The organism is Kitasatospora sp. NPDC056184 (assembly GCF_042268405.1).
Lineage (GTDB): Bacteria > Actinomycetota > Actinomycetes > Streptomycetales > Streptomycetaceae > Kitasatospora.
In genome coordinates, this window is record NZ_JBHJUI010000007.1 from 191,526 (window position 1) to 217,625 (window position 26,100).

The following is a 26,100-nucleotide window of genomic DNA, read 5'->3' on the forward strand; positions in this document are numbered from 1 at the left end:
GCGGGGCGGGGCGGTTGCCCGCGAGGGTGTCAGCGGCCTCGCCGGTGTGCGTCGGCGAGGCCGGTCTCGTAGGCGGCGATCACCAGCTGGGTGCGGTCGCGCGCGTCCAGCTTCATCAGCAGCCGGCTGACATGGGTCTTCACCGTGCCCGTGGTGAGGTTGAGCAGCCCGGCGATCTCCAGGTTGGACAGCCCCCGGGCGATCAGGTGCAGGACCTCGCGCTCGCGCACGGTCACGCTCTCCAGGCGCTCCTCCGCGCCGGCCGGGACGGTCGGGCCGGTCAGGTACTCCTCGATCAGCCGGCGGGTGACCCGGGGCGACAGCAGCGCCTCGCCCGAGGCCAGCACCCGGACGGCGGACAGCAGTTCGCGCGGCGGGGTGTCCTTGAGCAGGAAGCCGGCCGCACCGGCCCGCAGCCCCTCGAAGGCGTACTCGTCCAGGTCGAACGTGGTCAGCAGCATCACCCGGACCGGCCCGGCGTCGTCCTGGGCGAGGATCTGCCGGGTGGCCGAGATCCCGTCCAGCACCGGCATCCGGATGTCCATCAGGACGACGTCGGGCCGGAGTTCGCGGGCCAGCCGGACGGCCTGGTCGCCGGAGCCGGCCTCGCCGACCACCGCGAGGCCGGGATCGCCGTCGATCAGGGCGCGGAACGCGTCGCGCACCAGGACCTCGTCGTCCGCGAGCACCACCCGGATCGTCATCGGGCCGCCCCCGGCGCGCCCGCGGCCTCGGTGGCCGAGGCGCCGCCCGGGGCGGCGGCGTCCCTGAGCGTGACGGCCACCCGGAAGCCGTGCGGTCGCAGCGGCCCGCTGGCCGCCTCGCCGCCGTACAGCGCGGCCCGCTCGGCGATGCCGATCAGGCCGTTGCCCGGCGCCGTCGGCTCGCCGGGAGCGGCCGCCCCGGCGTCGGTGACGGTGAGGGTGATTCCGCCCTCCCGGTACCCGATCGCGGCCTCGGCCCGGTCCGTCCGGGCGTGCCGGACCACATTGGTCAGCGCCTCCTGGAGGATCCGGTAGGCGGCCCGGTCGACGCCCGGGGGCAGCCGGCGCACCGTCCCGCTCACCGAGAGCCGCACCCGCACCCCGGTCCGCTCGATCTGCGTGAGCAGCTCGGGCAGATCGGCGAGCCCGCCCGGCAGCAGTTCGGCGGGGTCGCCGTCGCGGAGCACCCCGAGCAGCAGGCGCATCTCGCCCAGTGCGGCCCGGCTGGTGGTCTCGATGACGGCCAGTGCCTTCGCGGCCTCCTCGGGCCGGGTCGCGGACACATGGTGGCCGACGCCGGCCTGCACCGCGATCACGCTCATGCTGTGCGCGACGACGTCGTGCAACTCCCGGGCGATCCGCAGCCGTTCCTCGACCAGGGTGCGGCGGGCCAGGTCGGCCTCGGTCTCGGCCCGGTACTCCGCCTGCCGCCGCAGCCCCTCGCTGTACGCCCGGCCGCGCCCCACCGACCAGCCCAGCGCCCAGGCGGTTCCGGCCGCGACGACGGCCTCCACCAGGTAACCGGGCCCGAGTTGGTAGTGGATCTGCCGGGAGTGGGCGACGGTCCCGACCAGGCACAGCAGGGCCACCGTGGCGGCCAGCGCTCCGGCCGACACCCGGGTCGGGCGCTCCACCGCCACGACGTACCCGGCCAGCACCATCGCCAGGATCGAGAAGCTCGCCGACCGGTCGAACACGCCCACCGAGGCGGCGGCCGCGGTCAACGCCAGTGCGGGCAGGGGCAGGAGGCGCCGCACCGCGGTGCCGACGACCGAGAGCGCCAGGAGCACCGCGTCGACCGGCCGGCCGTCGCGCGCGACGACGGGCAGGAACGGCACCGCCAACAGCACCGCCAGCACGCAGTCCGCCCCCACGAGGTGGGAGCGCCCCAGGCGTCTGGTGAGCGGCGGGTGCAGCGGCTGGTCCACGGCGCGATCGTAGACGGAGGGTCCGGCCCGCGCATCTGTCTCCAGACAGATGCGCGGGCCGGGTCCGGTTGTCCAGACTGGGCACCGGAACGCCGGCATCCGCCGCCGGACGGGCATCCCCTCCTCCCGAGCGCCGACCGGCGCCGACGACCGGGCCGTGCCCTCGGCCGGGCGGGCCGGACGCGGGCTCGGCGCTAGGCCGGCTGGACACGAGGGCCACAGATGATCACCGTCACCGGACTCACCAAACGCTACGGCCCGACCACGGCGGTCGACGGCCTGGGCTTCGAGGTGGGGCCGGGCCGGGTGACGGGGTTCCTGGGGCCCAACGGCGCGGGCAAGTCCACCACCCTGCGGATGATCCTCGGACTGGACGCGCCGACGAGCGGCTCCGCCCTGGTCGACGGCGCGCCCTACGGCACGCTCGGGCGCCCGCTGCACCGGGTCGGCGCGCTGCTGGACGCGACGGCCGTCCACGGCGGCCGCAGCGGCCGCCGGCACCTGGCGGCGCTGGCGCGCAGCAACGGCATCGGCCGGGCCCGGGTGACCGAGGTACTCGCCGAGGTCGGACTGGCCGACGCCGCCGGGAGGCGCGCGGGCGGCTACTCGCTGGGGATGAAGCAGCGGCTCGGGATCGCCGCCGCCCTGCTCGGGGACCCGCCCGTGCTGATCTTCGACGAACCGGTGAACGGCCTCGACCCGGAGGGCGTGCGGTGGATCCGGCTGCTGCTGCGGCGGCTGGCCGGGGAGGGCCGCACGGTCCTGGTGTCCAGCCACCTGATGAGCGAGATGGAGCACACGGCCGACCACCTGATCGTGATCGGCCGGGGGCGCCTGCTCGCGGACTGCGCCCTGGCGGAGTTCGTCGCCCGCGGCGGCCCGGGCGCGGTGAGGGTCCGGACGCCGGCCGCCGCCGACCTGCGGCGGGCCCTACTCGCGGCCGGTGCCACCGTCGCCGCCGGGTCCGGCGACGTCCTGGACGTCACCGGTCTCGGCGCGCCGCGGATCGCCGACATCGCCCTGGCGGAGGGCATCGCCCTGCACGAGCTGACCGACCGGTCGGCCACTTTGGAGGACGTCTTCATGGAGCTCACGGCCGAGGCCGGGGACCACCGCGCCGGCGGCGCCCTGCCCGGAAAGAGGGGCTGATCATGGCCGTCGTCACTCCCGGGGCACCGGCCGGTGCGTCCGTCCGGGCCGGCGATCTGCTCGGCGCCGAGTGGATCAAGCTGTCCTCCGTCCGCTCGACCGTGCTGACCGGTGTGCTCGGCGTCGTCGGGGCGGTCGGTGTCACCCTGCTGTTCGCCGACTCCGCGATGAGCCGGTGGGACCGGATGTCGCCGGAGTCCCGGGCCTCGTTCGACCCGATCGGCGGGTCCTTCGGCGGCTTCCTGCTGCTGCAACTGGCGGTGCTGGTGATCGGCGCGCTGGCGATCGGCGGCGAGTACTCCAGCGGTCTGATCCGCACCACCCTGACCGCGGTGCCGGACCGCCGCCGGGTGCTGCTGGCGAAGGCGGCGCTGGTCGGAGGTCTCGGGCTGGCGGTCGGCGGGGCGGCGGCGCTGTTCTCGGCGGGCGTCGCCCAGGCGCTGTTCGCGGAGCACGGGGTCGGCCTGCCGCTGCTCTCCTCGGAGCTGCTGACGGGAGTGGCGGCGACCGCCGTCCGGCTCGGGGCGGTGGCGGTGGTCGGCCTGGCGCTGACGGCCCTGCTGCGGAGCACCGCGGGGGGCGTGGTCACCGGATTCGCGGTGCTGTTCGTCGCCCCGGCCTTCCTGCGCGGCTCCGAGGGCTGGACGCTGACGGTGCACCGGGTCCTGCTGGAGAGCGCCGTACGCCGGCTGACGACCCACCACCACGATGTGCTCGGCCCGTCCGCCGGCGGCGCGTGGGCGAGCCTGCTCCTCCACCCCGCCGTCGTCCTCGCGCTCGCGGTGTTCGTGATCGGCCGCCGGGACGTCTGACCCGCCCGCCCGCGTGTCCTCCACCCCGCCCACCCGGAGTCCACGGATGCCCTCGCCCGTCCGGCGCCTGCTCGCCCGCACCCCCCTCCGCCTGCGGTCCGCGGTGGTCCGTCACCGCCGACTGGCCGCGTTCCTGGCGGTCGGCGGGAGCTGCTTCCTGCTGACGCTGGCGATCAACTACGTCCTCAAGCTGACGGTGCTCCGGGCCCACCCGGTCGGGGCGCAGACCGTCGGCATCGCGGTGGCGACGGTGGCCTCGTACCTGCTCAACCGCCGCTGGTCGTTCCGATCGCGGGGCGGCCACGGCGAGGCGGTGCCCTTCGCCGTGGTCAGCGTCCTGGCGGTGGGCGTCAACGACCTGCCGATGCTGGTGTCGCGCTATGTGCTCGACCTGCGGGAGCCGTACGTCAGCGGTTTCACCCAGGAGACCGCCGACTTCCTGAGCGGGATGGTCCTCGGCACGCTGCTCGCGACGGTGTTCCGGTACTGGGCCCTGCAACGGTGGGTGTTCGTCCACCAGGACGCCCCGGCCCCCGCCCCGGCCCCCGCCCCGGCCCCCGTCCCCGCCCCCGCTCCGATCCCTGCGCCCGTCCCCGCCCCGGCCCCGGGAACGCGAGAGGTCCCGCGGAGCGAACTGTCGCTCGCTCCGCGGGACCTGGCCGATCCACCGGTCCCCCGGCCGGCCGGTTGATCAGTGGCCGTCGGCCGGGACGGTGCCGAGGCGGCCGGCCTGGAAGTCCTCCATGGCCTGCTGGAGCTCGCGGTGGCTGTTCATGACGAACGGGCCGTAGTGGGCGACGGGCTCGCGGATCGGCAGGCCGCCGAGGAGGACGACCTCGAAGTTGTTGTCGCGGGAGTCCTGCTTCTCGTCGGCGCGGATGGTGATCGAGTCGCCGTCGCCGAAGACGACGGCCTGTCCCCGGTGGAAGGGGCGGTGCTCGGTGCCGGCCGAGCCGTTGCCGGCCAGGCCGTAGGCGAGGGCGTTGAAGTCGGAGCGCCAGGGCAGGGTGATCTGGGCGCCGGGGCTGACCGAGGCGTGGATCATGGTGATCGGGGTGAAGGTGGTGCCCGGGCCCTGGTGGCCGTCCAGCTCACCGGCGATGACGCGCAGCAGCGCGCCGCCGTCCTCGGTGCTGAGCAGCTTGACGCTGCCGCCGCGGATGTCCTGGTACTTGGGGGCGATCATCTTGTCCGAGGCGGGCAGGTTCACCCACAGCTGGAGGCCGTGGAACAGGCCGCCCGACCTCACCAGGGACTCCGGCGGGGTCTCGATGTGCAGCAGGCCCGAGCCGGCGGTCATCCACTGGGTGTCGCCGTCGGTGATGGTGCCGCCACCGCCGTGCGAGTCCCGGTGGATGAAGGTCCCGTCGATGATGTAGGTGACGGTCTCGAAGCCGCGGTGCGGGTGCCACGGGGTGCCCTTGGGCTCGCCGGCCGCGTAGTCCACCTCGCCCATCTGGTCCATCATGATGAACGGGTCGAGGTACTTGGTGTTGATCTTGGCGAAGGCGCGGCGGACCGGGAAGCCCTCGCCCTCGAAGCCCTCGGGGGCGGTGGCCACCGTGAGGACCGGGCGGGCGCTCGTGACGGTGGGGTCGGGGGTGGTGACGCGCGGGAGGGTCAGCGGGTTGTCGACGGTCACGGCGGGCATGTCGGCCTCCTTCGGTGGATGCTCCTCTGGCCTGTGTCCACGAGATTAGTTCAATCCTCAACAAGAAGCAAGTTGAAAGTTGAACCAAATCTGCGCGGGCCGACCGGCGGGCGGGGCCGGGAGGGCCCCCGTCCATCCTCGGTCAGCCGTACATCCGGCGCATGGTGAAGTCGACCATCTGCTCGACCGCCTTGGCGTCGAACACCATCCGGTGCTCGCCCTCCATGTCCAGCGCGAAGCCGTAGCCGGTCGGCAGCAGGTCGAGGACCTCGGCGCCGGTGACGGTGAAGTGCTTGGAGTCCTTGCCGGCGTACCGGCGCAGCTCCTTCAGCGAGCTGAACATCGGGATGACCGGCGTCGGGGTGTTGTGCAGGGCCAGGAAGCCCGGCCGGTCGCCGCGCGGGCAGTGCACCTTGGAGGTGATGAAGATGGCCTGGAAGTCCTCCACCGCCATCGAGCCGGTGGTGAAGGCCCGGACGGCGTCCGCGAGGGACGGCGGCGAGGGCTCCGGGTAGAGGGACTGCTGTGCGCTCGGCGGCTGCTCGCCGTACGGGCCGGGGCCGGGCATGCCGTTCATGCCGGGCTGCGGCCCCGCCTGCTGGTAGGGGTCGCCCGGGTACGCGTTCTGCTCATAGCCGTACACACGGACAGGCTATCGGGAGCGCGGCGCCCCGCGCGGGCGTCGATCCTGACAAGAGCGGACCGTCCCGCCTTGTGGGACGTGACCACGTTCATACGGTAATCCGCAGAGGATTCACCGACGGGGGCTTGAAACAAGTTACCGCTGGGTAGCATCATGAGGCCTACTGGTGGGTACGGGCGCCCGAACGCGGAGATGTCCCGGAAGCGACGAACCGGAGATAACGGCCATGGGTCACTACAAGTCCAACCTGCGGGACGTGGAGTTCAACCTCTTCGAGGTGTTCGGCCGCGAGCAGGTGTACGGCACCGGACCGTTCGCGGAGATGGACGTCGAGACCGCGAAGAACATCCTGAGCGAGATCGCGCGCCTCGCCGAGAACGACCTCGCCGCGTCCTTCGCCGACACCGACCGCAACCCCCCGGTCTTCGACCCGGAGACCAGCACCGCGCCGATCCCCGAGACGTTCAAGAAGAGCTACCAGGCCTTCATGGACGCCGAGTGGTGGCGCCTGGGCATCCCGGAGTCGATCGGCGGCCAGGTCACCCCGAACTCGCTGGTCTGGGCCTTCGCCGAGCAGATCCTCGGCTCCAACCCGGCCATCTGGATGTACTCCTCCGGCCCGGCCTTCGCCGGCGTCATCGCCGAGGAGGGCACCGAGGCCCAGCTGGAGATCGCCAAGCGGATGACCGACCGCCTGTGGGGCTCCACGATGGTCCTCACCGAGCCGGACGCCGGCTCGGACGTGGGCGCCGGCCGCACCAAGGCCGTGCAGCAGGAGGACGGCTCCTGGCACATCGAGGGCGTCAAGCGCTTCATCACCTCGGGCGAGCACGACATGTCCGAGAACATCGTCCACATGGTGCTGGCCCGTCCCGAGGGCGGCAAGCCGGGCACCAAGGGCCTGGGCCTGTTCATCGTCCCCAAGTACGACTTCGACTGGGAGACCGGCGAGCTGGGCGAGCGCAACGGCGTCTACGCCACCAACGTCGAGCACAAGATGGGCCTGAAGGCCTCGAACACCTGCGAGATGACCTTCGGCGCCAAGCACCCGGCCAAGGGCTGGCTGCTCGGCGAGAAGGTCGACGGCATCCGCCAGATGTTCAAGATCATCGAGTTCGCCCGGATGATGGTCGGCACGAAGGCCATCGCCACCCTCTCCACCGGCTACCTGAACGCGCTGGAGTACGCCAAGGAGCGCGTGCAGGGCGCCGACATCTCGCAGTTCCTGGACAAGACCGCCCCGCGCGTCACCATCACCCACCACCCGGACGTGCGCCGCTCGCTGCTGACCCAGAAGGCGTACGCCGAGGGCATGCGCGCCCTGGTGCTGTTCACCGCGTCCACCCAGGACGACATGGCGGCCGCCAAGCTGCGCGGCGAGCGCGACGAGGCCGCCGAGCGCCTCAACGACCTGCTCCTGCCGATCGTCAAGGGCTACGGCTCGGAGAAGTCCTACGAGCAGCTGGCCCAGTCCCTGCAGACCTTCGGCGGCTCCGGCTACCTGCAGGAGTACCCGATCGAGCAGTACATCCGGGACGCCAAGATCGACACCCTCTACGAGGGCACCACGGCCATCCAGGGCCAGGACTTCTTCTTCCGCAAGATCGTCAAGGACGGCGGCCAGGCGCTCACCGCGCTGTCCGAGCAGATCCAGAAGTTCCTCGGCTCCGCCGCGGGCGGCGACGCCCTGGCCGCCGAGCGCGAGCTGCTCGCCAAGGCCGCCGGCGACCTGGAGGCCATCGTCGGCAAGCTGCTCGCCGATCTCTCCTCGGTCGAGCAGGACGTCAAGAACATGTACAAGGTGGGCCTGAACACCACCCGCCTGCTGATGGTCTCCGGCGACGTCGTGGTCGGCTGGCTGCTGCTGCGCCAGGCCGCGGTGGCCCTGGCCAAGCTGGAGGCCGGCGCCTCCGAGAAGGACGTGCCGTTCTACCGCGGAAAGGTCGCGGCCGCCCGCTTCTTCGCCAAGAACGTGCTGCCGACCGTCGCCTCGCAGCGCCTGATCGCCGAGGGCATCGACAACGAGATCATGGAGCTGGCGGAGGAGGCGTTCTGATCCCGCCCGCACCGACCGCCTGACCCCACCCTCGCGCCGAAGGGCCCGGTCCTCCCGACCGGGCCCTTCGGCGCGTCCGGCGGCCCGGGGGCCCAGCGGGGCCGGAGGGGGCGTCAGTTCACGTTTCTGTCTGCGTTCTGCATCCGTTGGGCCGCTCCGAGTGTCATGTCCGTGTACGGGCATATGCTCAAGGTGCGAAGCCGATCCCCCATTTCGGCCTCGGCCCTCCCTCGACCCAGGAGCAGCATGTCGACCGCCGCCCGCCAGGCCTTCTTCGACCGGACGCACACCGATGACCTGATCGCCTTCCTCGGCACCTCGCCGTCGCCCTATCACGCGGTCGCGAGCGCGGCCGAGCGTCTGGAGAAAGCCGGCTTCCGGCAGGTGCTGGAAACGGACGCCTGGGACGGGGTGGCCGGCGGCCGGTACGTCGTCCGCGGCGGCGCGCTGATCGCCTGGTACGTGCCGGCCGGCGCGGGCCCGGAGACACCGTTCCGCGTGGTCGGCACCCATACCGACTCGCCCAATCTCCGGGTCAAGCCGATCCCCGACACCGGGTCGGCGGGCTGGCGGCAGGTGGCGGTGGAGATCTACGGCGGGGTGCCGCTGAACACCTGGCTCGACCGGGACCTCGGCCTCTCCGGCCGGCTCACCCTGCGCGACGGCAGCCGGCGGCTGGTCCAGCTGGACGAGCCGCTGCTGCGCGTGCCGCAGCTGGCGATCCACCTGGACCGCCAGGTCAACGACGGCATGAAGCTGGACAAGCAGCGCCACCTCACGCCGATCTGGGGCCTCGGCCCGGTCGACGAGGGCTCGCTGATCGCCTACGTCGCCCAGCGGGCCGGGGTCGACGCGGCCGACGTGACCGGCTGGGACCTCATGACCCACGACGTCCAGCCCGCCTCCTACCTGGGCCGGGACCGCGAGCTGCTGGCCGGCCCGCGGCTGGACAACCTGCTCTCGGTGCACGCGGCCACCGCCGCGCTGGCCGCGGTGGCCACCGCCGCCGAGACGGACGGCGCGGCCCTGCCGTACATCCCGGTGCTGGCCGCCTTCGACCACGAGGAGACCGGCAGCGAGTCGGACACCGGCGCGCAGAGCCCGCTGCTCGGCAACGTCCTGGAGCGCAGCGTGTACGCGCGCGGCGGCGGCCTGGAGGACCGGGCCCGGGCGCTGGCCGGCACCGTCTGCCTCTCCTCCGACATGGGCCACGCCGTCCACCCGAACTACAGCGAGCGGCACGAGCCGGGCCACCACCCGCTGCCCAACGGCGGGCCGATCCTCAAGGTCAACGTCAACAACCGGTACGCCACCGACGGCGTCGGCCGGGCGGTGTTCGCGGCGGCCTGCGAGAAGGCCGGCGTGCCGTGGCAGACCTTCGTCTCCAACAACGCCATGCCCTGCGGCACGACGATCGGCCCGATCACCGCGGCCCGCCTCGGCATCCAGACCGTGGACTGCGGCATCGCGGCGCTCTCCATGCACTCGGCGCGCGAGCTGTGCGGCGCGGAGGACCCGTACCTGCTGGCGAGCGCGATCAAGGCGTTCCTGGAGGGCTGAGCCCCCCGGTGACGCGGAAGGGGCCCGGCGAGCACGCGCTCGCCGGGCCCCTTCGCGCGGGCCGCGGGCCGGCTACTCCAGGCCCGCCAGCACCAGCGGCAGCCGGCGCGCGCCGTCGGCGGTGAGCTTCACCGGCACGCCCCAGTCCTGCTGGTGGACGTGGCAGGCCGGGTACTCGATCTCCGGGTCGTCGTCGCAGGACGCCGCCATCGCGGAGACGTGCAGCACGCCCTCGGCGACCGTGTCGGAGAGCACCAGCTCGCGGGAGAGCGCGGAGTCCGCGCCCGCGCCGGAGACCAGCAGCTCGGGCGGGGTGGCGCTGACCAGCAGCCGGGTGGACGGGCCGTAGCGCTCGTCCAGCTTCTGGCCGGTGGGCGCCCGGAAGACCACGTCCAGCCGCAGGGCGCCCGGGGCGACCTCGGTGGCGGCCCGCTGGGTGCGGTGCGCCACCGCGTCCACCCGGACGGCCTCCTCGGGCAGCCGCAGCCGGGTCAGCCGGTGGCGGGCGGACTCGACGACCACGATGTCGCCGTCGGCCAGCACCGCGCCGGAGGGCTCGCGCAGGTCGGTGGCCAGCGTGCTGACCTCGCTGCTCGCCGGGTCGTAGCGGCGCAGCGCGTGGTTGTAGGTGTCGCTGACGGCCACCGAGCCGTCCGGGAGCACGGTGACGCCCAGCGGGTGCTGGAGCAGCGCCTGCCCGGCGGCGCCGTCCCGGTGCCCGAAGTCGAACAGACCGGTGCCGACGGCGCTGTGCACGGTCTTGGTTTCACGTGAAACCCAGCGCAGCGCCGAGGTCTCGGAGTCGGCGACCCAGAGCCGCTCGCCGTCCGCCGAGACGGCCAGGCCGGAGGGCTGGGCGAACCAGGCCTCGGCGGCGGGGCCGTCGACCAGGCCCTCGTTGGTGGTGCCCGCCGCGACGCCGACCGTGCCGGCGGCCGGGTCGTACGCCCACAGCTGGTGGACGCCGGCCATCGCGATCCACACCCGGCCGTCGAACCAGGCGACGTCCCAGGGTGAGGAGAGGTCCACCTCGCGGGCCGGTCCCCCGGTCGCCGAGCCCTGCCACCACTGCCGGCCGGTGCCGGCCAGGGTGGTCACGGAGCCGTCGGCGAGCCGGACGCCGCGCAGCGCGTGGTTGACGGTGTCGGCGACGATCACGTCGTACCCGGCGGTGCCCTCCGGCAGCAGCGCCAGGCCCTGCGGCTCGCTGAACCGGGGGCTGGTGCCGTCCACCAGGCCGCGGACCCCGTCGCCGATCCGGCGCACCACGGTCTCGCCGTCGGCCTCCAGCTCGACGAGGCTGTGGTGGCCGGAGTCCGCGACCAGGAAGCGGCCGTCGGGCAGCAGGACGGCCTTGCCCGGGAACTTGAGGTCCCCGGCGGTCGGCTCGGGCGCCACGTACGGGCCGTCGCCGCGCCGCAGGGTGCCCTTCGCCGCGTGCTCGGCCTCCAGCTCCTCGACCAGCCGGGCGATCGCGTGCGCGTGCCCCTCGCCGGCGTGCTGGGCGACCACGTAGCCCTCGGGGTCGATCACCACCAGCGTCGGCCAGGCCCGCACCGCGTACTGCTTCCACGTCGCGAGCGCGGGGTCGTCCAGCACCGGGTGGTGCACCTCGTAGCGGTCCACCGCGTCCACCACGGCCCGGTGGTCGGCCTCGTGCACGAACTTGGGCGAGTGCACGCCGACGATCACCACGGTGTCCCGGTGCTTCTCCTCCAGCTCCCGCAGCTCGTCGAGGACGTGCAGGCAGTTGACGCAGCAGAACGTCCAGAAGTCCAGGATGGTGATCTTGCCCCGGAAGTCGGCGAGCGCCAGCTCCTTGCCCCCGGTGTTCAGCCAACCGCCTGCCCCGACCAGCTCGGGGGCGCGTACACGTGCACGAGATGCCATGCCCTCATCCAACCCCATCGGGTGGTGGAAGCATTCCGGCCGGGCCGCCGGCCGGGCGAGCGGGCGGCGGCCCGGTGGGTCAGCGGCTGAGCGGTTCGGCGAGTGCGCCGGGGCGGTCGGTGGGGTGGTCCGCGGGGGCGGCGGGGGCGGGGACGGGGGCGGCGGGCTTGCGGAGGAAGCGCTTGATCAGCTTCCGGCCGACCTCGATCATGGGCTGCTCCAGCCGGTGGTACAGGGCGTCGGCCACGAACAGGCTGACCAGGGTGACGACCACGCCCCGGAGCGCGGTGCCGCCGGCCACCCAGGGGGCCAGCACCCCGGCCAGGCCCACCGCGAGGGCCTGGAACAGGTAGAGGCCGTAGGAGCGCTCGCCGACGAACACCATGGGCCGCAGCGAGAGCAGCCACCGCCCCGGGCCCGGGCTCAGCAGCGAGGGCAGGACGAGGGCCAGGGCGAGCGAGTAGAGGAAGATCACCGGCTCCTCGGCGCCGTAGTAGGCCTTGAGGTCCGGGATGTGCATGTGCAGGACGACGAACGCGACGGCCGCCACCACGCCGACGACCGGGTGGGTGACGGGCCGGAGCAGGGAGTAGCCGCGCGGCGAGTGGAGCACCAGCGCCAGCAGTGCGCCGATCAGCAGGATCGAGTAGTGGATGCCCATCTTGTGCCAGGTGTCCGACCAGTCCACGAGCACGAGGGCGATGGCGGCGACGGCCACCGGGATGCGCAGCCGCTTGGAGATCGCGGTGACGAGGATCAGCACCAGCGGCCAGACCATGTAGAACTTCCACTCGATGCCGATGGTCCAGGTGTGCAGGTACGGCTCCCAGCCCTGGAGGTGGTACTCGTTCATGAACAGCAGGAAGTGCGGCAGGTGGTTCATGAGCGCGTCCCAGCCGCCGCCGCTGCGGTACACGCCGACGGCGGTGACCGCGAGCCCCAGGTAGTAGAGCGGCCAGATCCGGAAGATCCGGCGGACGTAGAACTCGCGGAGCGAGATCCGTCCGTTGCGGTCGTGCTCACGCAGCATCAGCGTGGTGATCAGGAAGCCCGAGACCACGAAGAAGATGTGCACGCCGATCCACCCGGACAGCCCGGTGGCCCACGGCCGCGCGTAGTGGAAGAAGACCACGATGACGGCGGCTATCGCGCGTAGGCCGTCCAGGGCGTCGAACCGCCGCAGCGCCAGGAATTCGGCGTGGGTCATGGTGCGCAGGCGCATGGGGAGGATCTCCGGGGTCCAGGAAGACGGCGCCCGGATCGTACGGATACCGACGGGCGCGAGGCAGGCGGCATTATCGCGGATCGCGGTGGCCGGTTGCCAGTCGTCCGGCGTACGGTTCCGGGCCCGGCGGCCCGCTCGGCCCGGACGCCGGATCAGACGATGAGGTGGGGCAGGAAGCGGGCGCCCTGGTGGGTGATGGGGCTGTCGTCGGTCTCGCGGATGCCGAGCCCCGCGGCCTCGCCGTCGACCACCCAGGTGCCGAGGACGGGGCGGTTGCCGTCGAAGTCGGGCAGCGGGTGGAGCTGCTGGTAGCAGTGGCCCTCGGCGCCGTAGCGGTCCGGGTCGCCGGCCCAGTCGGCGAGCCGGGTCTCGCGGCCGCCCGGCTCGACGATGCGCACGCCCGCGCCCTCGCGGCCGAGCAGCGGCTTGGCGGCGTAGCCCGGGCCGTCCGGGGCGGCGAGCTCGCGCGGGCCGTCCAGGTAGGCGGGCAGCAGGTTGGGGTGGCCCGGGTTCAGCTCCCAGAGGACGGCCAGCAGGGCCTTGTTGGAGAGCAGCATCTTCCAGGCCGGCTCGATCCACATCGTGGAGCCGGTGGAGCCGCCGTGGTCGACGACGTCCAGCAGCTGTTCGCCGAACTCGTCGGAGGCCAGCCACTCCCACGGGTAGAGCTTGAACGCGGCGCGGACGAAGCGGTGCTCCAGGTCGACGAAGCGGCCGGACAGGCCGTCCCAGCCGATGTCCTCCACGGCGATGCCGACCGTCTCGACGCCCGCCTGCTCGGCGCACTCCTGGAGGTAGAGGGTGGTCATCCAGTCCTCGCCCTCGGTGTCGCCGCGGGAGTGCGCGAAGTGCACCGGGCCGGGCGGCAGCAGGTGCTTCTGCCGGGCCCAGGAGGCGACCAGCCGCTCGTGCAGCGAGTTCCACTGGTCGGCCTGCGGGAACCGCTCCTCCATCCAGAACCACTGCGGACCGGCCGCCTCGATCAGCGAGGTCGGGGTGTCGGCGTTGTACTCGAACAGCTTGGCCGGGCCGGTGCCGTCGTAGGCGAGGTCGAACCGTCCGTAGAGGCTGGGCTGTTCGTCGCGGCGGTGCCAGGACTCGGCGACGGCGGCGGCGAGCCGCGGGTCGGTGATGCCGTAGTCGGCGAACCGGCCGGTGCGCACCACGTGGTCGGCGGCGGCCAGCGACAGCTCGTGCAGCTCCTCGACCACCTCCTCCAGCGCCTCCACCTCGGGCAGCGAGAACTCGTAGTAGGCGGACTCGTCCCAGTAGGCGTGCGGGCCGCCCTGGTTGCACGGGTCGGAGCACATCGCGTAGATGAGGCCCTGGCCCTCGACGGTGGCCAGCCAGTCGGGGCGGGGTTCGACGGTGCGGCGGCGCACGGCGGATCAGCCCCCGCCCGAGCCGCTGGAGCCGGACGGGCAGCCGAAGCCGCCGCGCTTGGTCGCGGCCTTGTCGAAGGTGCCGCCGATGGCGGTGGTGCCGCCGGAGCCGCAGTAGTACCAGCGGCCGGCGGTGGTGGTGCTCTTGGTCGTGCAGGAGTGGCTGTCGAGCACCTTGAGGGTGGCCGGGTCGACGCAGCGGCTGGGCGGGTTCTTCCCGGAGGAGGACGAGCAGCCGGAGAGGGCGAGCGCGAGGGTGCCGACCATGCCCAGGGCGACGAAGCCCGAGCGGCGGCGGGCGGGGCCGCCCGGTGCTCCGGTGCCCGGTGCGGCGGCGTGCGGGGCCGCGGCGGGCGGCGCTGCGGTGTCCGGCGACGCGGCGTCCGGACGGGGGACGTCCGGTATCCGGGCGGGAGCGGCGGGCGGCGGCTGGGTCATGGCGCTTGATGGTACGCGTGCACCGGATGGTGCGGGAGGGGCTGTTCCCCCTCGGAGTCCGACCGCGATGGGTTATCTTTTGCCGATCCTTGACCGTGGGAGGGGGCCTGCGCTCGGGCCGTCCGCACCACGGCGTGCGACCTGCGACACGGACCCCGGGGGCAGACACCCATGAACGACATCCTGCACGGTCTCGGCGCGGCGGCCGCCTTCGGCGGCGTCGGGGTGGTCCTGCTGCTGCTCGGCATCGTCCTGGTGGACGTCCTGACGCCCGGCAAGCTCGGCCGCCAGATCTGGGTGGAGCGCAACCGCAACGCCGCGGTGCTGCTCAGCTCGGCGCTGCTCGGCATCGGCGGCATCGTCTTCACCGCGATCCTCTACACCTACGAGGACTTCGGGAAGGGACTGGCCTCCACCGCCTCCTTCGGCGTGCTCGGCCTGGTGCTGATGGCCGTCGCGTTCTGGGTGGTGGACGTGCTGACGCCGGGCAAGCTGGGCGCGATACTCGTCGACCCGGAGCCGCACCCGGCGGTCTGGGTGACCGCCAGCTGCAACCTCGCGGTGGCGGCGATCGTGTCCGCCTCGATCGCCTGAGCCCGGCCGGACCGCGCGTCAGGCCGGGTGCGCGGCGCCGTCCAGCACGTGCTGCCGGCCCCAGGCGCCCAGCGGAGCCAGCGCCTCGTTGAGCCGCCGTCCGGCCTCCGTCAGCGAGTACTCGACCCGCGGCGGCACCTCGTCGTACGACGCGCGGTGCACGATGCCGTCCGCCTCCAGCTCCCGCAGGTGGGCGGCGAGCACCTTCTCGGTGATGCCCGGCACCTGCCGGCGCAGCTCGCCGAAGCGCAGGCTCGGCCGCTCGGCCAGCGCCCAGAGGATCAGCACCTTCCACTTGCCGCCGATCACGTCCATCGCGGCGTCGATCCCGCACACGTACGCACCGGGCCTCGGCACGGTCACCGCCATGTCCTGCCCCCACCCCTCGCCGGCCTGCTCGCTCACCCCAGGGTAACCACCCACTCCGAAGTGCGTACTTGATGGTTTCCGGGGGCCGGAACGAGGCTGATCGGCATGACAGAGAACACCGCTGACACCGTTTCGGGGACTCCGCTCACCCCGCCGAGCACACCGCCGCTCACCCCGCCGCCCGCCCCGCTCACGCTGCTCGGCCTCGGCGCGATGGGCGCCGCCCTGGCCGGGGCCTGGCTCGCCGCCGGGCACCCGCTCACCGTCTGGAACCGCACCGCCGCCCGGGCCGAACCGCTCGCCGCCCGGGGCGCCGCCGTCGCCGCCACCGCGGCCGAGGCGGTCGCCGCCAACCGGCTGGTGGTGGTCTGCCTGCTCGACGACGCCTCGGTCGAGGAGGCGCTGGCCGGCGCCGACCTCACCGGCAAGGACGTCGTCAACCTGGTCACCAGCACCCCCGGCACGGCCCGCGGGCGCGCCGCCCGGGTGACCGCGCGCGGCGCCCGCTACCTGGACGGCGGCATCATGGCCGTCCCGCCGATGATCGGCGTCCCGCAGACCGGCCCGTACGTCTTCTACAGCGGCTCGCGGGAGCTGTTCGAGGAGCACCGCGCGACCCTCGCCGCCCCGGCCGACGCCCGGTACGTCGGCTCCGACGCCGGCTTCGCCGCGCTGCACGACGTGGCGCTGCTGAGCGCCATGTACGGCATGTTCGGGGGCGTCGCGCACGCCTTCGCGCTGGTCCGCGACGAGGCCGTGGACCCGCGTGCGCTGGCCCCGCTGCTCTCCTCCTGGCTCACCGCGATGACCGGCTCGGTCGCGGCCACCGCCGAGCGGCTGGTGGCCGGCGACTACACCGGGGGCGTCGTGTCCGACCTGGCGATGCAGGTCGCCGGGGTGCCGACCTTCCTGCGCACCGCCGAGGAGCAGGGCGTGAGCGCGGAACTGCTCACGCCCTACTTCGAGCTGATGGGGCGGCGGCTCGCCGCCGACCCGGAGCGGAACGGCGCGGAGGACCTCACCGGCGTGGTCGACCTCCTGCGCGGGTAGGCCCGGGCCCTGCGGCTCAGCCGGCCGCCGGGCGGTCGGCGGCGGGGCGGTCGGCGGCGGGGCGGCGGCGCAGCGCGGGGTCGGTCAGGCTGCGGGGCCGCCAGACGCCGTCCGGGGGGTAGACGTCGGTGCCGGGCGGGACGATCGCGTCGATGCGGTCCAGGACGGCGTCGTCGAGCACGAGGTCGGCGCCCTTGAGCGCCGCCGCCAGCTGCTCGGAGGTGCGCGGCCCGATGATCACCGAGGTGACCGCCGGGTGCGCGAGCGGGAAGGCGAGGGCCAGTTCGGGCAGGGTGCGGCCGAGGTCCTCGGCGACGGCGGTCAGCTCCTCGACCGCGTCCAGCTTGGCCTGGTTGACCGGCAGCGCCGGGTCGAACCGGGCCGGCATCAGGGCGGCCCGCCCGCTGCCCAGGTCGACCGGCCGGTCCTTGCGGTAGCGGCCGGTGAGGAAGCCCGAGGCCAGCGGGGACCAGGTCAGCGCCCCCATGCCGAGCCGCCGCACGGTCGGCAGGACGTCCCGCTCGATGCCGCGGGCGAGCAGCGAGTACGGCGGCTGCTCGGTGCGGAACCGGGGCAGTCCGCGCCGCTCGGCGAGGTGGTGGGCCTCGACGAGCTCGTGGGCCGGGAAGGTCGAGCAGCCGAAGGCGAGGATCTTGCCGGCCCGGACCAGGTCGCCGAGGACGGCGAGGGTCTCCTCAAGGTCGGTGGCGGGGTCGGGCCGGTGCACCTGGTAGAGGTCGATCCGGTCGGTGCGCAGCCGGCGCAGGCTCTCCTCGACCTCGCGGACGATCCAGCGGCGGGAGTTGCCGCCGCGGTTGCGGCCCTCGCCCATCGGGAAGTGCACCTTGGTGGCCAGCACGACGTCGTCGCGGTCGCCGCGGGCCTGCAGGGCCTTGCCGACGATCTCCTCGGACTCGCCGGCCGAGTACATGTCGGCGGTGTCGACGAAGTTGACGCCCGCGTCGAGGGCGGCGTGGACGATCCGGGCGCAGTCGTCGTGGTCGGCGTTGCCGATCGCGCCGAACATCATCGTGCCGAGGCAGTAGGTGCTGACCTCGATGCCGGTGCCGCCGAGAGTGCGGTAGCGCATGGTGGTGTCCCCCTGGAGACGCGGGTCGGTGATTCGGCTGCCGACCCTAGGAGTTGGAGTGGACTCCAGCGCAAGGCGCTTCCCCCTGCCGGGGGAGCCGGCTCGTCCCGGCGGGCGAGGTGCGGCCCGCCCGGCCGCTGCGAGCGTGGCGGTATGGCGACGACGGTGGGCGGGTGGCGGCGGCGGTGGTGGGCGGACGGGCGGGTGGTGGCCGGCTGGGGCGCCGGGTACGCGGCGTTCGGCGCGGGCTGCGCGCTGGGCGGGACGCCGCTGTTCGGCGCCGCCGCCGCGGGCTGGGCGGTGGCGGCGGTGGGCCTCTGCGCCGCCGCGGCCGGGGCGGCGCAGAGGCCCACCGCCGGACCGCGCCCGGCGCTGCGGGGGCTGCTGTGGGCGCTCTGCGGGCTCGCCGGGGCGGGTGCGTTCGGCCTGCTGATGGACGTGATCACGCTGCTGTTCGGCCAGGGCGTGGACAGCGGGCCGGGGGCGGCGCAGCACGCGCTGGCGGCCCTCGGCGCGGTGCTGCTCGCGGCGCTGGCGCGCTCCGGCCCGGCCCCCGTCCGGTCGGCCCCCGTCCGGTCGGCCGCCTCGGGGACGGTCCAGCTCGCGGCGCTGGCGGGGAGCGCGGCGTTCGTCCCGTACGCCGCGATGAAGCTGCTCTGGGCGTCCGGCGGCACCTTCGCCGGGGTGAGCGGGAGCGACGTGCACGCCGCCTCGGTGCGCAACGGCGCCTCGGGGATCTGGCTCGCCCTGGAGTCCTGGGGGCTGGACGGGACCGCGCTGCTGGCGGCGCTCGGGGTGTTCCTGCTCTGGGGGCTGGTCCGCCCCTGGGGGCAGGTGTTCCCGCGCTGGACCCTCCTGCTGGCCGGCCGCCCCGTCCCGCGCTGGCTGCCGCTGGCCCCCGCCCTGCTGGGCGCGGCCACGCTCGCGCCGTACGGGGTGGTGGGCGTCGGCTGGACGGCGCTGGCCACGGCGGGGGTGGTGGAGGTGCCGCGCGGTGACTTCCCGACGGCCGCGGACACCCTGCTGGTCGCCTGGATCGGGCTGGGCGCGTTCGCGGTGTACGGGGTGGCGCTGGCGGTGGCGGCGCGCTCGTACTGGCGGCGCACCGCCGGCTGACCCGGGCCGGTGCCGACCGGTGCCGACCGGTGTCGGGGGGTGCCGGCGGGTGTCGGCGGGTGTCGGCGGCCGTTCGGCCAGGTGTTGCCGAAACAGCAACGAAAGTTGCCTCCCACCCGGCGGTCGGCGCAGCCTGGCGGTGGAGGTGATCGCCGTGAGCGACACGCGAAACGGGACCGTTCCCGAGACCCCCGGCGCTGCCGACGGCTACGAGGTCGTGGTGGTCGGCGGCGGCGCCGCCGGACTGAACGCGGCCCTGGTGCTGGCCCGGGCCTGCCGCCGGGTGGCCGTGGTGGACGCCGGGCAGCCGCGCAATGCCCCGGCCGCGCGGATGGGGGGCTTCCTCTCCCGGGACGGCGTGGCCCCGGCCGCGCTGCTGGAGACCGGCCGCGCCGAGCTGGCGGGGTACGGGGTCGACCTGCTCGACGCCCGGGTGGACCACGTCGAGCCGGTGCCGTCCGGGGACGCCCCCGCCTTCGACGTGCACCTGGCCGGCGGCCCGGCCCTGCGGGCCCGCCGGGTGGTCGTCGCCACCGGGCTGCGCGACGGCCTGCCGGAGCTGCCCGGCCTGGCCGAGCGGTGGGGCCGCGACGTGCTGCACTGCCCGTACTGCCACGGCTACGAGGTCCGCGACCGCCCGCTCGGCGTGCTCGGCAGCCACCCGGGCGCGGTGCACCAGGCGCTGCTGCTGCGCCAGTGGTCGGCGGACGTGGTCCTCCTCGCGCACACCCTGGAACTGTCCGCGGACGACCGCGCCCGGCTCGCCGCCCGGGGCGTACGGGTCGTCGAGGGCGCGGTCGAGCGGGCGGTCGTCGCCGACGACCGGCTGCGCGGCGTCGAACTGGCGGACGGCACGGCCGTGCCGCGCGAGGCGCTGTTCCTCTTCCCGCGCATGGTGCCCCGGGACGCCCTGCTGTTCGGCCTGGACTGCGAGCGGGACGCGCAGGGCTGGGTGACCACCGACCGCACCGGCCGCACCAGCGTGCCCGGGGTGTGGGCGGTGGGCAATGTCGCCGACCCGCGCGCCCAGGTGGTCACCGCCGCCGGAGCGGGCGCCGCGGCGGCGTTCGCGCTCAACCACGATCTGGTGGACGAGGACGTCGAGCGCGCCCTCGTCGCCGCGTAAGCCACCCCGAGCGGAAGGACCTCCCGATGACCGGGTACGCCCCGACCCATCAGCACCACCACGCCCACACCCCTGCCCACACCCCTGCCCACACCCCTGCCCACGCCCACCACCACGGCCAGGACGCCGAGTTCGACTGGGACGCCCTCGCCGGGCACCTGGAGCGCGAGGCCGAACTCCAGGCCCCGGCCGTCACCGGGGCCGCCCGGTGGCTGGGCGGCCTGCTGGACGGCACGCCCGTCCACCGGGTGCTCGACGTGGGCAGCGGCCCCGGGGTGATCGCCGGACTGCTCGCGGACGCCTTCCCGGCCGCCGAGGTCGTCGCCGTCGACCGGTCCGCCGCCCTGCTGGAGCGCGCCCGCACCCGCTCGGCCGGCCGCGTCGGCACCCACCGCGCCGACCTGCCCGAGGACTTCGGCACGCTCGGCCGCGCCGACCTGGTCTGGTCCGGCAACGCGATCCACCATCTCGGCGACCAGCAGGCCGCGTTGACCGCGCTGGCCGCCACCCTGCGCCCGGGCGGCCTGCTGGCCGTCGCCGAACGCGGCCTGCCGGCCCGCTACCTCCCGCGCGACCTCGGCCTCGGCCGCCCCGGCCTCCAGGCCCGCCTGGACGCGGCGCACGAGGACTCCTTCACGGCGATGCGGGAGTCCGTCCCGGGCACCGTGGCGGTGGTCGAGGACTGGCCCGCCATGCTGGCCGCCGCCGGCCTGGTCCCGGCCGGCACCCGGACCTTCCTGGTCGACCGCCCGGCCCCGCTGGACACCCCGGCCCGCGCCTTCCTGCACGCCCAACTCGCCCGCCGCCGCGACCAGCTGGCCGGCCTCCTGGACGACACCGACCGCGCCGCCCTGGACGCCCTGCTGGACCGCGACGCCCCCACCGGCATCCTCTCCCGCCCCGACGCCTTCTACCTCACCGCCCTCACCGTCCACACCGCCCGTGCGGCCGGAGGGCGTGGCTGACCGGGCGGAGCGGTCGTCAGAGGTCGGGCTTGCGGTGGCGGCCGGTGCCGCGGCGCAGCAGGGGGACCGGGGTGTCGGCCTGGGGGAAGACCGCCGGGGGGCCGGCGGCGTGGGCCGGGCGGACGATCAGCGGGTAGGCCTCGGCGTAGTTCTCGGCCACCGCGACGGGCTGCCAGCTGTGCCCGTCCCACTCGACCACCAGCCGGGGCACGTCCTGGAAGAGGTGCGCCGCGCGCCGGGGGCCGGGGGCGAGGGTGATCGCGTCCCGCGTCCCCGGGGCCCGGCGGCGGCGCGCCCGCTTGGCGTACCAGTCGGCCAACGGCTCGTCGGCCAGGGGCTCTTCGGCGAACGGATCGTCCTCGGCGGCCATCGTCGGGGCCTCCCTCGGGTGTCGGTCGGGGACGGCCAGTCTTGCCGATCCGCCGTGGGCCGGGCGATTCCACGATCGGGTGAAAAACCGATGGACGGCCGCCTCCCCCGCGAGGGGAGGGCGGCCGCCCACCGGCTGTCGGAGGCCTGCGCCGTGCCTACTGGCCGCCGCCGAAGCGCTCGGTCCAGCCGGCCAGGTCCTCCTCGGTGATCTTCGCGAAGAGCACCGGCGGCACCGTGAACGGCGTTCCGGCCGGCACCGCGTCCAGCGCCCGCGCCGCGTCCGCGTCCACCCAGGTGGCGGTGCGCGCCGGGGCGTCGGCCGGCAGCGCGAAGGCCTCGCGCATCGCCTGCGCCGCCGCCGGGATGAACGGCTCGGAGACCACCGCGTACAGGTGGATGAGGTTCATCGCGGTGCGCAGCGTCAGCGCCGCCGCCTCCGGGTCGGTCTTCACCTGCAGCCAGGGCGCCTTCTCGTCCAGGTAGGCGTTGCCCGCGCTCCACAGGGTGCGCAGGCTTTGCGCCGCCTTGCGGAAGTTGAGCGCCTCCAGCTGCGCCTCGTAGTCGGCCAGCAGTTCGGCGATCTGCGCGCCCAGGCGCTCCTCGGCCTCGCCCGCCGGGTTCCCGGCCGGCACGTCGTCGCCGAACCGCTTGCGGCTGAACGACAGCACCCGGTTGACGAAGTTGCCGAGGGTGTCGGCGAGGTCCTTGTTGACCACCGAGGAGAAGAGGTCCCAGGTGAAGCTGGAGTCGTCGGACTCGGGGGCGTGCGCCATCAGGAAGTAGCGCCAGTAGTCGGCCGGCAGCAGCTCCAGGGCGACGTCGGTGAAGATGCCGCGCTTCTGGCTGGTGGAGAACTTCCCGCCGTAGTACGTCAGCCAGTTGAAGGCCTTGACGTAGTCGACCTTCTTCCACGGCTTGCGCGAGCCGAGGATGGTCGCCGGGAACATCACGGTGTGGAACGGGACGTTGTCCTTGGCCATGAACTCGGTGTAGCGGACGGTCTCGTCGGCCTCGTACCACCAGGACTTCCAGTCCCGCAGCTCGCCGGCCGGTGCCGCGTCCGCCCACTCCTTCGTCGCCCCGATGTACTCGATCGGCGCGTCGAACCAGACGTAGAAGACCTTGCCGGCGGCCGCCAGCTCCGGCCAGACGTCGGCCGGCACCGGCACGCCCCACTCCAGGTCACGGGTGATCGCGCGGTCCTGGAGGCCCTCGGTCAGCCACTTGCGGGCGATCGAGGAGGCCAGCACCGGCCACTCGTCGGCGTGCGCGGAGACCCAGTCCTCGACCTGTCCGGTCAGCTTCGACTGGAGCAGGAACAGGTGCGAGGTCTCCCGCACCTCCAGGTCCGCGCTGCCGCTGATCGCCGAGCGCGGCTCCAGCAGGTCCGTCGGGTCCAGCACGCGGGTGCAGTTCTCGCACTGGTCGCCGCGCGCCTTGTCGTAGCCGCAGTGCGGGCAGGTGCCGACGATGTACCGGTCCGGCAGGAAGCGGCCGTCCGCGTTCGAGTACACCTGGCGGATCGCCCGCTCCTCGATGAACCCGTTGGCGTGCAGCTCGCGGGCGATCTCCTGGGTGATCTCCCGGTTCTGCGGGGAGGAGCTGCGGCCGAAGTAGTCGAACGACAGCCGGAAGCCGTCGTACACCGCCTTCTGCTGCTCGTGCGCCCGGGCGCAGAACTCCGCGACCGGCAGCCCGGCCTCCTGCGCGGCCAGCTCGGCCGGCGTCCCGTGCTCGTCGGTCGCGCAGATGTAGAGCACCTCGTGCCCGCGCCGGCGCAGGTACCGCGAGTAGACGTCCGCCGGCAGCATGGACCCGACCATGTTGCCCAGGTGCTTGATCCCGTTGATATAGGGGAGGGCGCTGGTGATCAGGTGCCGAGCCATCCTCGGATGCTCCGATTTCTCCCGCACGCACCCCTGTCCCGGAGTGCCGTGACGGGCGCAGGGTCTGGGCGGCGAGGGGGTCCGGGCACAGGCGTCGCCTCCCGGGCTGCCGGCCAGAGCGACGTTCCACTGTGGGCTCCCCAATCCTATCGAAGCCCGCCCCTTCCCCTCGCGCCCATTTCCCCGGGCCCCGCCGCCGGCTCCCGCCGCCCCGGACACGGAGCGCGGGGGCGGCGGGAGCGGGCGGCGGGGGCGGCTACGGGGCGACGAAGTGGTCGAACTCGCCGGCCTTCACGCCGAGGACGAAGGCGGCCCACTTGCGGGGGGTGGTGCGGACGATGACGGCGTCGTTCCGGGGGTCGCGGATCTCGACCATGCCGTCGACGGTGCGGATCTCCAGGGCGTCGTCGCCCTCGCCGCCGGGGGCGGCCTTCTGCCAGGTGTCCATGGAGGGCTGGGCTCCTTCGGGGGTCGGGGTCGGGGTCGGGGGTCGGTGTCGGAACGGTGCGGTGCGGTCGGGCGGTGCGGTCAGGCGTGGGTGAAGCGGTCGAACTCGCCGCGCTTGACGCCTGCGATCCAGAGCGCGAACGTCTCGGGGGTGGTGGTGACGACCGCCTCGGGGGCGTCGGATTCGCGGATCTCGATGCGGCCGCCGGCGGTACGGACCTCGACGCACTGGTTGCTGTTGCCGCTTATGGAGGACTTCTGCCAGTCGGTCATCGGGGTGGCCAGCCTTTCAGGTCCGTCATGATGCGCCGGATGAAGCCGCGGGACTCCTCGGGGCTCAGGGCGAGGGAGCCGGATTCGGCCACGATGGCGCGGTAGGACGTCAGGTCCGCCTCCGAGTCGATGAACTGCGGCCCCTGGGTCAGGTCGATCTGCACGGTGTCGAGTTCGGGGACCGGTCCGTGGGCGAGGAAGAGGTCCTCGCCCGAGCCCGGATAGGTGTCGACGCTGAAGGGGATCGCGCGGACGGTGACCCCGGGGCGCTCGGCATCGTCGAGCAGGCTCGCGAGCTGTTCCCGGAGGACGGCGGGACCGCCGAACTGCATCCGGAGCGCCGCCTCGTGTATGAACGCGGTGAACGGCCGTCCGGCGGACAGGACTTGCTGGCGCTCCGTGCGGAAGGCGGCCCGTACGTCGGCGTCGTGGCGCGGCAGCGGCGGACGCAGCCGGGCGAACATCGCGGCGGCGTAGCGACTGGTCTGGAGCAGGCCCGGGATCGAGGTGGTGTTCAGGACGAGCAGCGACTCCGCGTGGTGTTCGAGCTCGGCGATGTCGAGCATCCCGGTGGGGACCCGGCCGCGGAAGTGGTGCCACCACTGCTTGCCGCGGTCCTGCGTCATCAGGGTCAGGGCTTCGATGAGCGGGAGGTTCGCGCACCGGCAGGCCGAGGCCCAGGACCGGAGGCGGTCGGTGCTGATGCCCGACTTCCCGTTCTCCATCTGGGAGATCTTGGGGACGTCGGTGCCCAGCGCGGCCGCCATGGCCTTGGGGGTCATGCCCGCGTGCTCGCGCAGCCTGCGCAGTTCCGAGCCGAGTCGTTGCTGGCGCACGCTGGGCGACAGGCGTGGTGGCATGCGCGTCTCTCCTCGCTCGGTGCCTTCGGTGCAGTTTGCCGCCCCGTGGACACCGGGTCCACCGAGTAGCCCGATGGGGTGAAGTGCACCAGGAGTAGTAGCAACTGTTGCCCCTGGACCCTAGCGTCGTCGCTGCAGGGCCGGCCTGCTGCGGGTAGCCGACTTCCCCCCTCAACTGGACTGGAGACAGTCGATGGTGCTTGCCCTCCTGCGTCCGCTCGACAGCGATCCCGGCAGAGGGTTCCGGCTCGGCCCCCGCCCGCCGGCAACGGCTCGAACGTGTGGGCGGGGGCTTGACCCGGTCGCCACTTCGGCCGATGACTGGGGTGTGGAACTCATCGGGGTGTGCGGCAAGGCGGTCCGGGCCGTGGCGGCGGTCGATCGCTGATGGCCGTGGTGTTGCTGACGGGCCTGCTGGTGTCGGTGGTCTTCGTCGGAGTGGTGGCGCAGATCATCGCGACCCGTCAGCCGCGGGAACGGCGCACGGGCAAACGGGACTTGGCGCCCCGCAAGGACCAATAGCGCTCAGCCGGCGGCCAGCCGCCGCTCCAGGCGGGCGCGCGCGGACGGCCACTCGTCGCGCAGCATCGAGAAGTACGCGGTGTCCCGCCAGACGCCGCCGGCCCGCCGCTTCTCCCGGCGGTGGACGCCCTCGAACCGCGCGCCCAGCCGCAGGATCGCGTTGCGCGAGCGCTCGTTGAGCGCGTCGGTCTTCCAGAACACCCGACCCATGCCCAACTCCTCGAACGCGTGGACGAGAAGCAGCAGCTTCGCCTCCGTGTTGACGGCACTGCGCCACACCGACCGGGCGTACCAGGTGCCGCCGATCTCGACGAGCTCGTCCTCCGCGCTGAACGCGTAGTACCCGGTGATGCCGACGGCCCGGCCGGACGCGAGGTCGATCACGGCGAACTTCACGGCGCTCCCGGCCGCCGTCGCGGCGAGCCGGATGTCGAGGATCGCCCCCAGCTCCTCCTCCGTGGCCGGCGCGTGGAACGGGATCCACCGCCACACCTCGGGGTCGGGGCCGACGGTGGCCCACAGGTCGGACAGGTGCCGGCGGTCCAGCGGCTCCAGACGGACGTGGCGGCCGGTGAGGGTGACGGGGGCGGGCAGCTTCGCGGTCATGATCGGAGACGGTAGCCCTCCAATGCACTAGAGGCAATGGATTTTTGCGCTAGTGCAAAAGTTCGGAGGCGGCGAAAGGCCCCGCGGGCGAACCCGCGGGGCCTCC

At 73.8% G+C, this 26,100-nt stretch carries 26 protein-coding genes; 10 read left to right on the forward strand and 16 right to left on the reverse strand.

The features are described 5' to 3' along the window. Positions 1-29 precede the first annotated feature (29 nt). The gene (locus tag ACFC0B_RS16725) at positions 30-704 is read right to left on the reverse strand and encodes a response regulator (RefSeq protein WP_376086551.1); all 675 of its coding nucleotides are present in this window, start codon (positions 702-704) and stop codon (positions 30-32) included. Then, positions 701-1,912, reverse strand: a complete 1,212-nt coding sequence (locus ACFC0B_RS16730) for a sensor histidine kinase (protein ID WP_376086552.1) — start codon at positions 1,910-1,912, stop codon at positions 701-703. The genes ACFC0B_RS16725 and ACFC0B_RS16730 overlap by 4 nt, the downstream gene beginning before the upstream one ends. Positions 1,913-2,134: 222 nt before the next feature. On the opposite strand from ACFC0B_RS16730, the gene ACFC0B_RS16735 reads away from it, so the two are divergent. From ACFC0B_RS16735 to ACFC0B_RS16745, 3 genes are read left to right on the forward strand one after another with little or no spacing between them, the layout of a single operon-like run. Beyond that, positions 2,135-3,061 carry an ABC transporter ATP-binding protein gene (locus ACFC0B_RS16735; protein WP_376086553.1) on the forward strand — a complete coding sequence of 309 codons (927 nt, stop codon included), beginning with the start codon at positions 2,135-2,137 and terminating at the stop codon, positions 3,059-3,061. Between the two features lie 2 nt (positions 3,062-3,063). After that, positions 3,064-3,873: a hypothetical protein gene (locus tag ACFC0B_RS16740; protein WP_376086554.1), complete on the forward strand. Its 810-nt coding sequence runs from the start codon at positions 3,064-3,066 to the stop codon at positions 3,871-3,873. Between the two features lie 46 nt (positions 3,874-3,919). Then, a complete protein-coding gene (locus tag ACFC0B_RS16745) occupies positions 3,920-4,564 on the forward strand; it encodes a GtrA family protein (RefSeq protein ID WP_376086555.1) in 645 nt (214 codons plus the stop codon). Here the strand turns inward: ACFC0B_RS16745 and ACFC0B_RS16750 are convergent, their stop codons facing one another. Together ACFC0B_RS16750 and ACFC0B_RS16755 are read right to left on the reverse strand one after the other, a co-directional pair. Continuing rightward, positions 4,565-5,524, reverse strand: a complete 960-nt coding sequence (locus ACFC0B_RS16750) for a pirin family protein (protein WP_376086556.1) — start codon at positions 5,522-5,524, stop codon at positions 4,565-4,567. A gap of 142 nt (positions 5,525-5,666) precedes the next feature. After that, the gene (locus tag ACFC0B_RS16755; protein ID WP_376086557.1) at positions 5,667-6,167 is read right to left on the reverse strand and encodes an SseB family protein; all 501 of its coding nucleotides are present in this window, start codon (positions 6,165-6,167) and stop codon (positions 5,667-5,669) included. Positions 6,168-6,393: 226 nt separating this feature from the next. Between ACFC0B_RS16755 and ACFC0B_RS16760 the strand changes: the two genes are divergently transcribed. Both ACFC0B_RS16760 and ACFC0B_RS16765 read left to right on the forward strand, forming a co-directional pair. Continuing rightward, positions 6,394-8,223, forward strand: coding sequence for an acyl-CoA dehydrogenase (locus ACFC0B_RS16760; protein ID WP_376086558.1), 1,830 nt, complete (start codon positions 6,394-6,396; stop codon positions 8,221-8,223). 246 nt (positions 8,224-8,469) lie between these two features. Next, entirely contained in the window at positions 8,470-9,783 is a 1,314-nt protein-coding gene (locus ACFC0B_RS16765) for a M18 family aminopeptidase (protein WP_376086559.1), read from the forward strand. A 72-nt stretch (positions 9,784-9,855) separates the two neighbouring features. Here the strand turns inward: ACFC0B_RS16765 and ACFC0B_RS16770 are convergent, their stop codons facing one another. The 4 genes from ACFC0B_RS16770 to ACFC0B_RS16785 form a co-directional block, all read right to left on the reverse strand. Continuing rightward, positions 9,856-11,673 (reverse strand): NHL domain-containing thioredoxin family protein, encoded by a 1,818-nt coding sequence (locus tag ACFC0B_RS16770; RefSeq protein WP_376086560.1) that lies wholly within the window; start codon positions 11,671-11,673, stop codon positions 9,856-9,858. A gap of 79 nt (positions 11,674-11,752) precedes the next feature. Continuing rightward, positions 11,753-12,895 carry an acyltransferase family protein gene (locus ACFC0B_RS16775; RefSeq protein WP_376086561.1) on the reverse strand — a complete coding sequence of 381 codons (1,143 nt, stop codon included), beginning with the start codon at positions 12,893-12,895 and terminating at the stop codon, positions 11,753-11,755. Between the two features lie 155 nt (positions 12,896-13,050). Beyond that, a complete protein-coding gene (locus ACFC0B_RS16780) occupies positions 13,051-14,280 on the reverse strand; it encodes a glutathionylspermidine synthase family protein (RefSeq protein WP_376086562.1) in 1,230 nt (409 codons plus the stop codon). A 6-nt stretch (positions 14,281-14,286) separates the two neighbouring features. Continuing rightward, on the reverse strand, positions 14,287-14,718 hold the full coding sequence (locus ACFC0B_RS16785) for a hypothetical protein (RefSeq protein ID WP_376086563.1): 432 nt from the start codon (positions 14,716-14,718) through the stop codon (positions 14,287-14,289). Between the two features lie 171 nt (positions 14,719-14,889). Here ACFC0B_RS16785 and ACFC0B_RS16790 point away from each other — a divergent pair, with 171 nt between their 5' ends. Further along, a complete protein-coding gene (locus tag ACFC0B_RS16790) occupies positions 14,890-15,312 on the forward strand; it encodes a DUF350 domain-containing protein (RefSeq protein ID WP_376086564.1) in 423 nt (140 codons plus the stop codon). An 18-nt stretch (positions 15,313-15,330) separates the two neighbouring features. Here the strand turns inward: ACFC0B_RS16790 and ACFC0B_RS16795 are convergent, their stop codons facing one another. Next, positions 15,331-15,681 (reverse strand): winged helix-turn-helix transcriptional regulator, encoded by a 351-nt coding sequence (locus ACFC0B_RS16795; protein WP_376086697.1) that lies wholly within the window; start codon positions 15,679-15,681, stop codon positions 15,331-15,333. Between the two features lie 213 nt (positions 15,682-15,894). Here ACFC0B_RS16795 and ACFC0B_RS16800 point away from each other — a divergent pair, with 213 nt between their 5' ends. Next, positions 15,895-16,731 carry an NAD(P)-dependent oxidoreductase gene (locus tag ACFC0B_RS16800; RefSeq protein WP_376086698.1) on the forward strand — a complete coding sequence of 279 codons (837 nt, stop codon included), beginning with the start codon at positions 15,895-15,897 and terminating at the stop codon, positions 16,729-16,731. A gap of 16 nt (positions 16,732-16,747) precedes the next feature. On the opposite strand, the gene ACFC0B_RS16805 is transcribed toward ACFC0B_RS16800, so the two are convergent. Next, a complete protein-coding gene (locus tag ACFC0B_RS16805) occupies positions 16,748-17,821 on the reverse strand; it encodes an aldo/keto reductase (protein WP_376086565.1) in 1,074 nt (357 codons plus the stop codon). A 153-nt stretch (positions 17,822-17,974) separates the two neighbouring features. Between ACFC0B_RS16805 and ACFC0B_RS16810 the strand changes: the two genes are divergently transcribed. The 3 genes from ACFC0B_RS16810 to ACFC0B_RS16820 all read left to right on the forward strand — a co-directional run bounded on the left by ACFC0B_RS16810 (position 17,975) and on the right by ACFC0B_RS16820 (position 21,028). Next, positions 17,975-18,937 (forward strand): hypothetical protein, encoded by a 963-nt coding sequence (locus ACFC0B_RS16810; RefSeq protein ID WP_376086566.1) that lies wholly within the window; start codon positions 17,975-17,977, stop codon positions 18,935-18,937. 148 nt (positions 18,938-19,085) lie between these two features. Beyond that, entirely contained in the window at positions 19,086-20,063 is a 978-nt protein-coding gene (locus tag ACFC0B_RS16815; RefSeq protein WP_376086699.1) for an NAD(P)/FAD-dependent oxidoreductase, read from the forward strand. A gap of 26 nt (positions 20,064-20,089) precedes the next feature. Then, complete coding sequence (locus tag ACFC0B_RS16820; RefSeq protein ID WP_376086567.1) at positions 20,090-21,028, forward strand: class I SAM-dependent methyltransferase; 939 nt, start codon at positions 20,090-20,092, stop codon at positions 21,026-21,028. A gap of 16 nt (positions 21,029-21,044) precedes the next feature. Here ACFC0B_RS16820 and ACFC0B_RS16825 read toward each other — a convergent pair whose 3' ends face one another. From ACFC0B_RS16825 to ACFC0B_RS16850, 6 genes are all read right to left on the reverse strand, one after another. Next, a complete protein-coding gene (locus tag ACFC0B_RS16825) occupies positions 21,045-21,398 on the reverse strand; it encodes a DUF6087 family protein (protein ID WP_376086568.1) in 354 nt (117 codons plus the stop codon). Positions 21,399-21,555: 157 nt separating this feature from the next. After that, positions 21,556-23,286 (reverse strand): methionine--tRNA ligase, encoded by a 1,731-nt coding sequence (gene metG, locus ACFC0B_RS16830; RefSeq protein ID WP_376086569.1) that lies wholly within the window; start codon positions 23,284-23,286, stop codon positions 21,556-21,558. 256 nt (positions 23,287-23,542) lie between these two features. After that, a complete protein-coding gene (locus ACFC0B_RS16835) occupies positions 23,543-23,734 on the reverse strand; it encodes a DUF397 domain-containing protein (RefSeq protein WP_376086570.1) in 192 nt (63 codons plus the stop codon). A gap of 80 nt (positions 23,735-23,814) precedes the next feature. Next, on the reverse strand, positions 23,815-24,006 hold the full coding sequence (locus tag ACFC0B_RS16840) for a DUF397 domain-containing protein (RefSeq protein ID WP_376086571.1): 192 nt from the start codon (positions 24,004-24,006) through the stop codon (positions 23,815-23,817). Then, positions 24,003-24,866: a helix-turn-helix domain-containing protein gene (locus ACFC0B_RS16845; RefSeq protein ID WP_376086572.1), complete on the reverse strand. Its 864-nt coding sequence runs from the start codon at positions 24,864-24,866 to the stop codon at positions 24,003-24,005. Before ACFC0B_RS16845 ends, ACFC0B_RS16840 begins: the two co-directional genes overlap by 4 nt. A 525-nt stretch (positions 24,867-25,391) precedes the next feature. Beyond that, positions 25,392-25,994, reverse strand: coding sequence for a GNAT family N-acetyltransferase (locus ACFC0B_RS16850; protein WP_376086573.1), 603 nt, complete (start codon positions 25,992-25,994; stop codon positions 25,392-25,394). Positions 25,995-26,100: the final 106 nt, after the last annotated feature.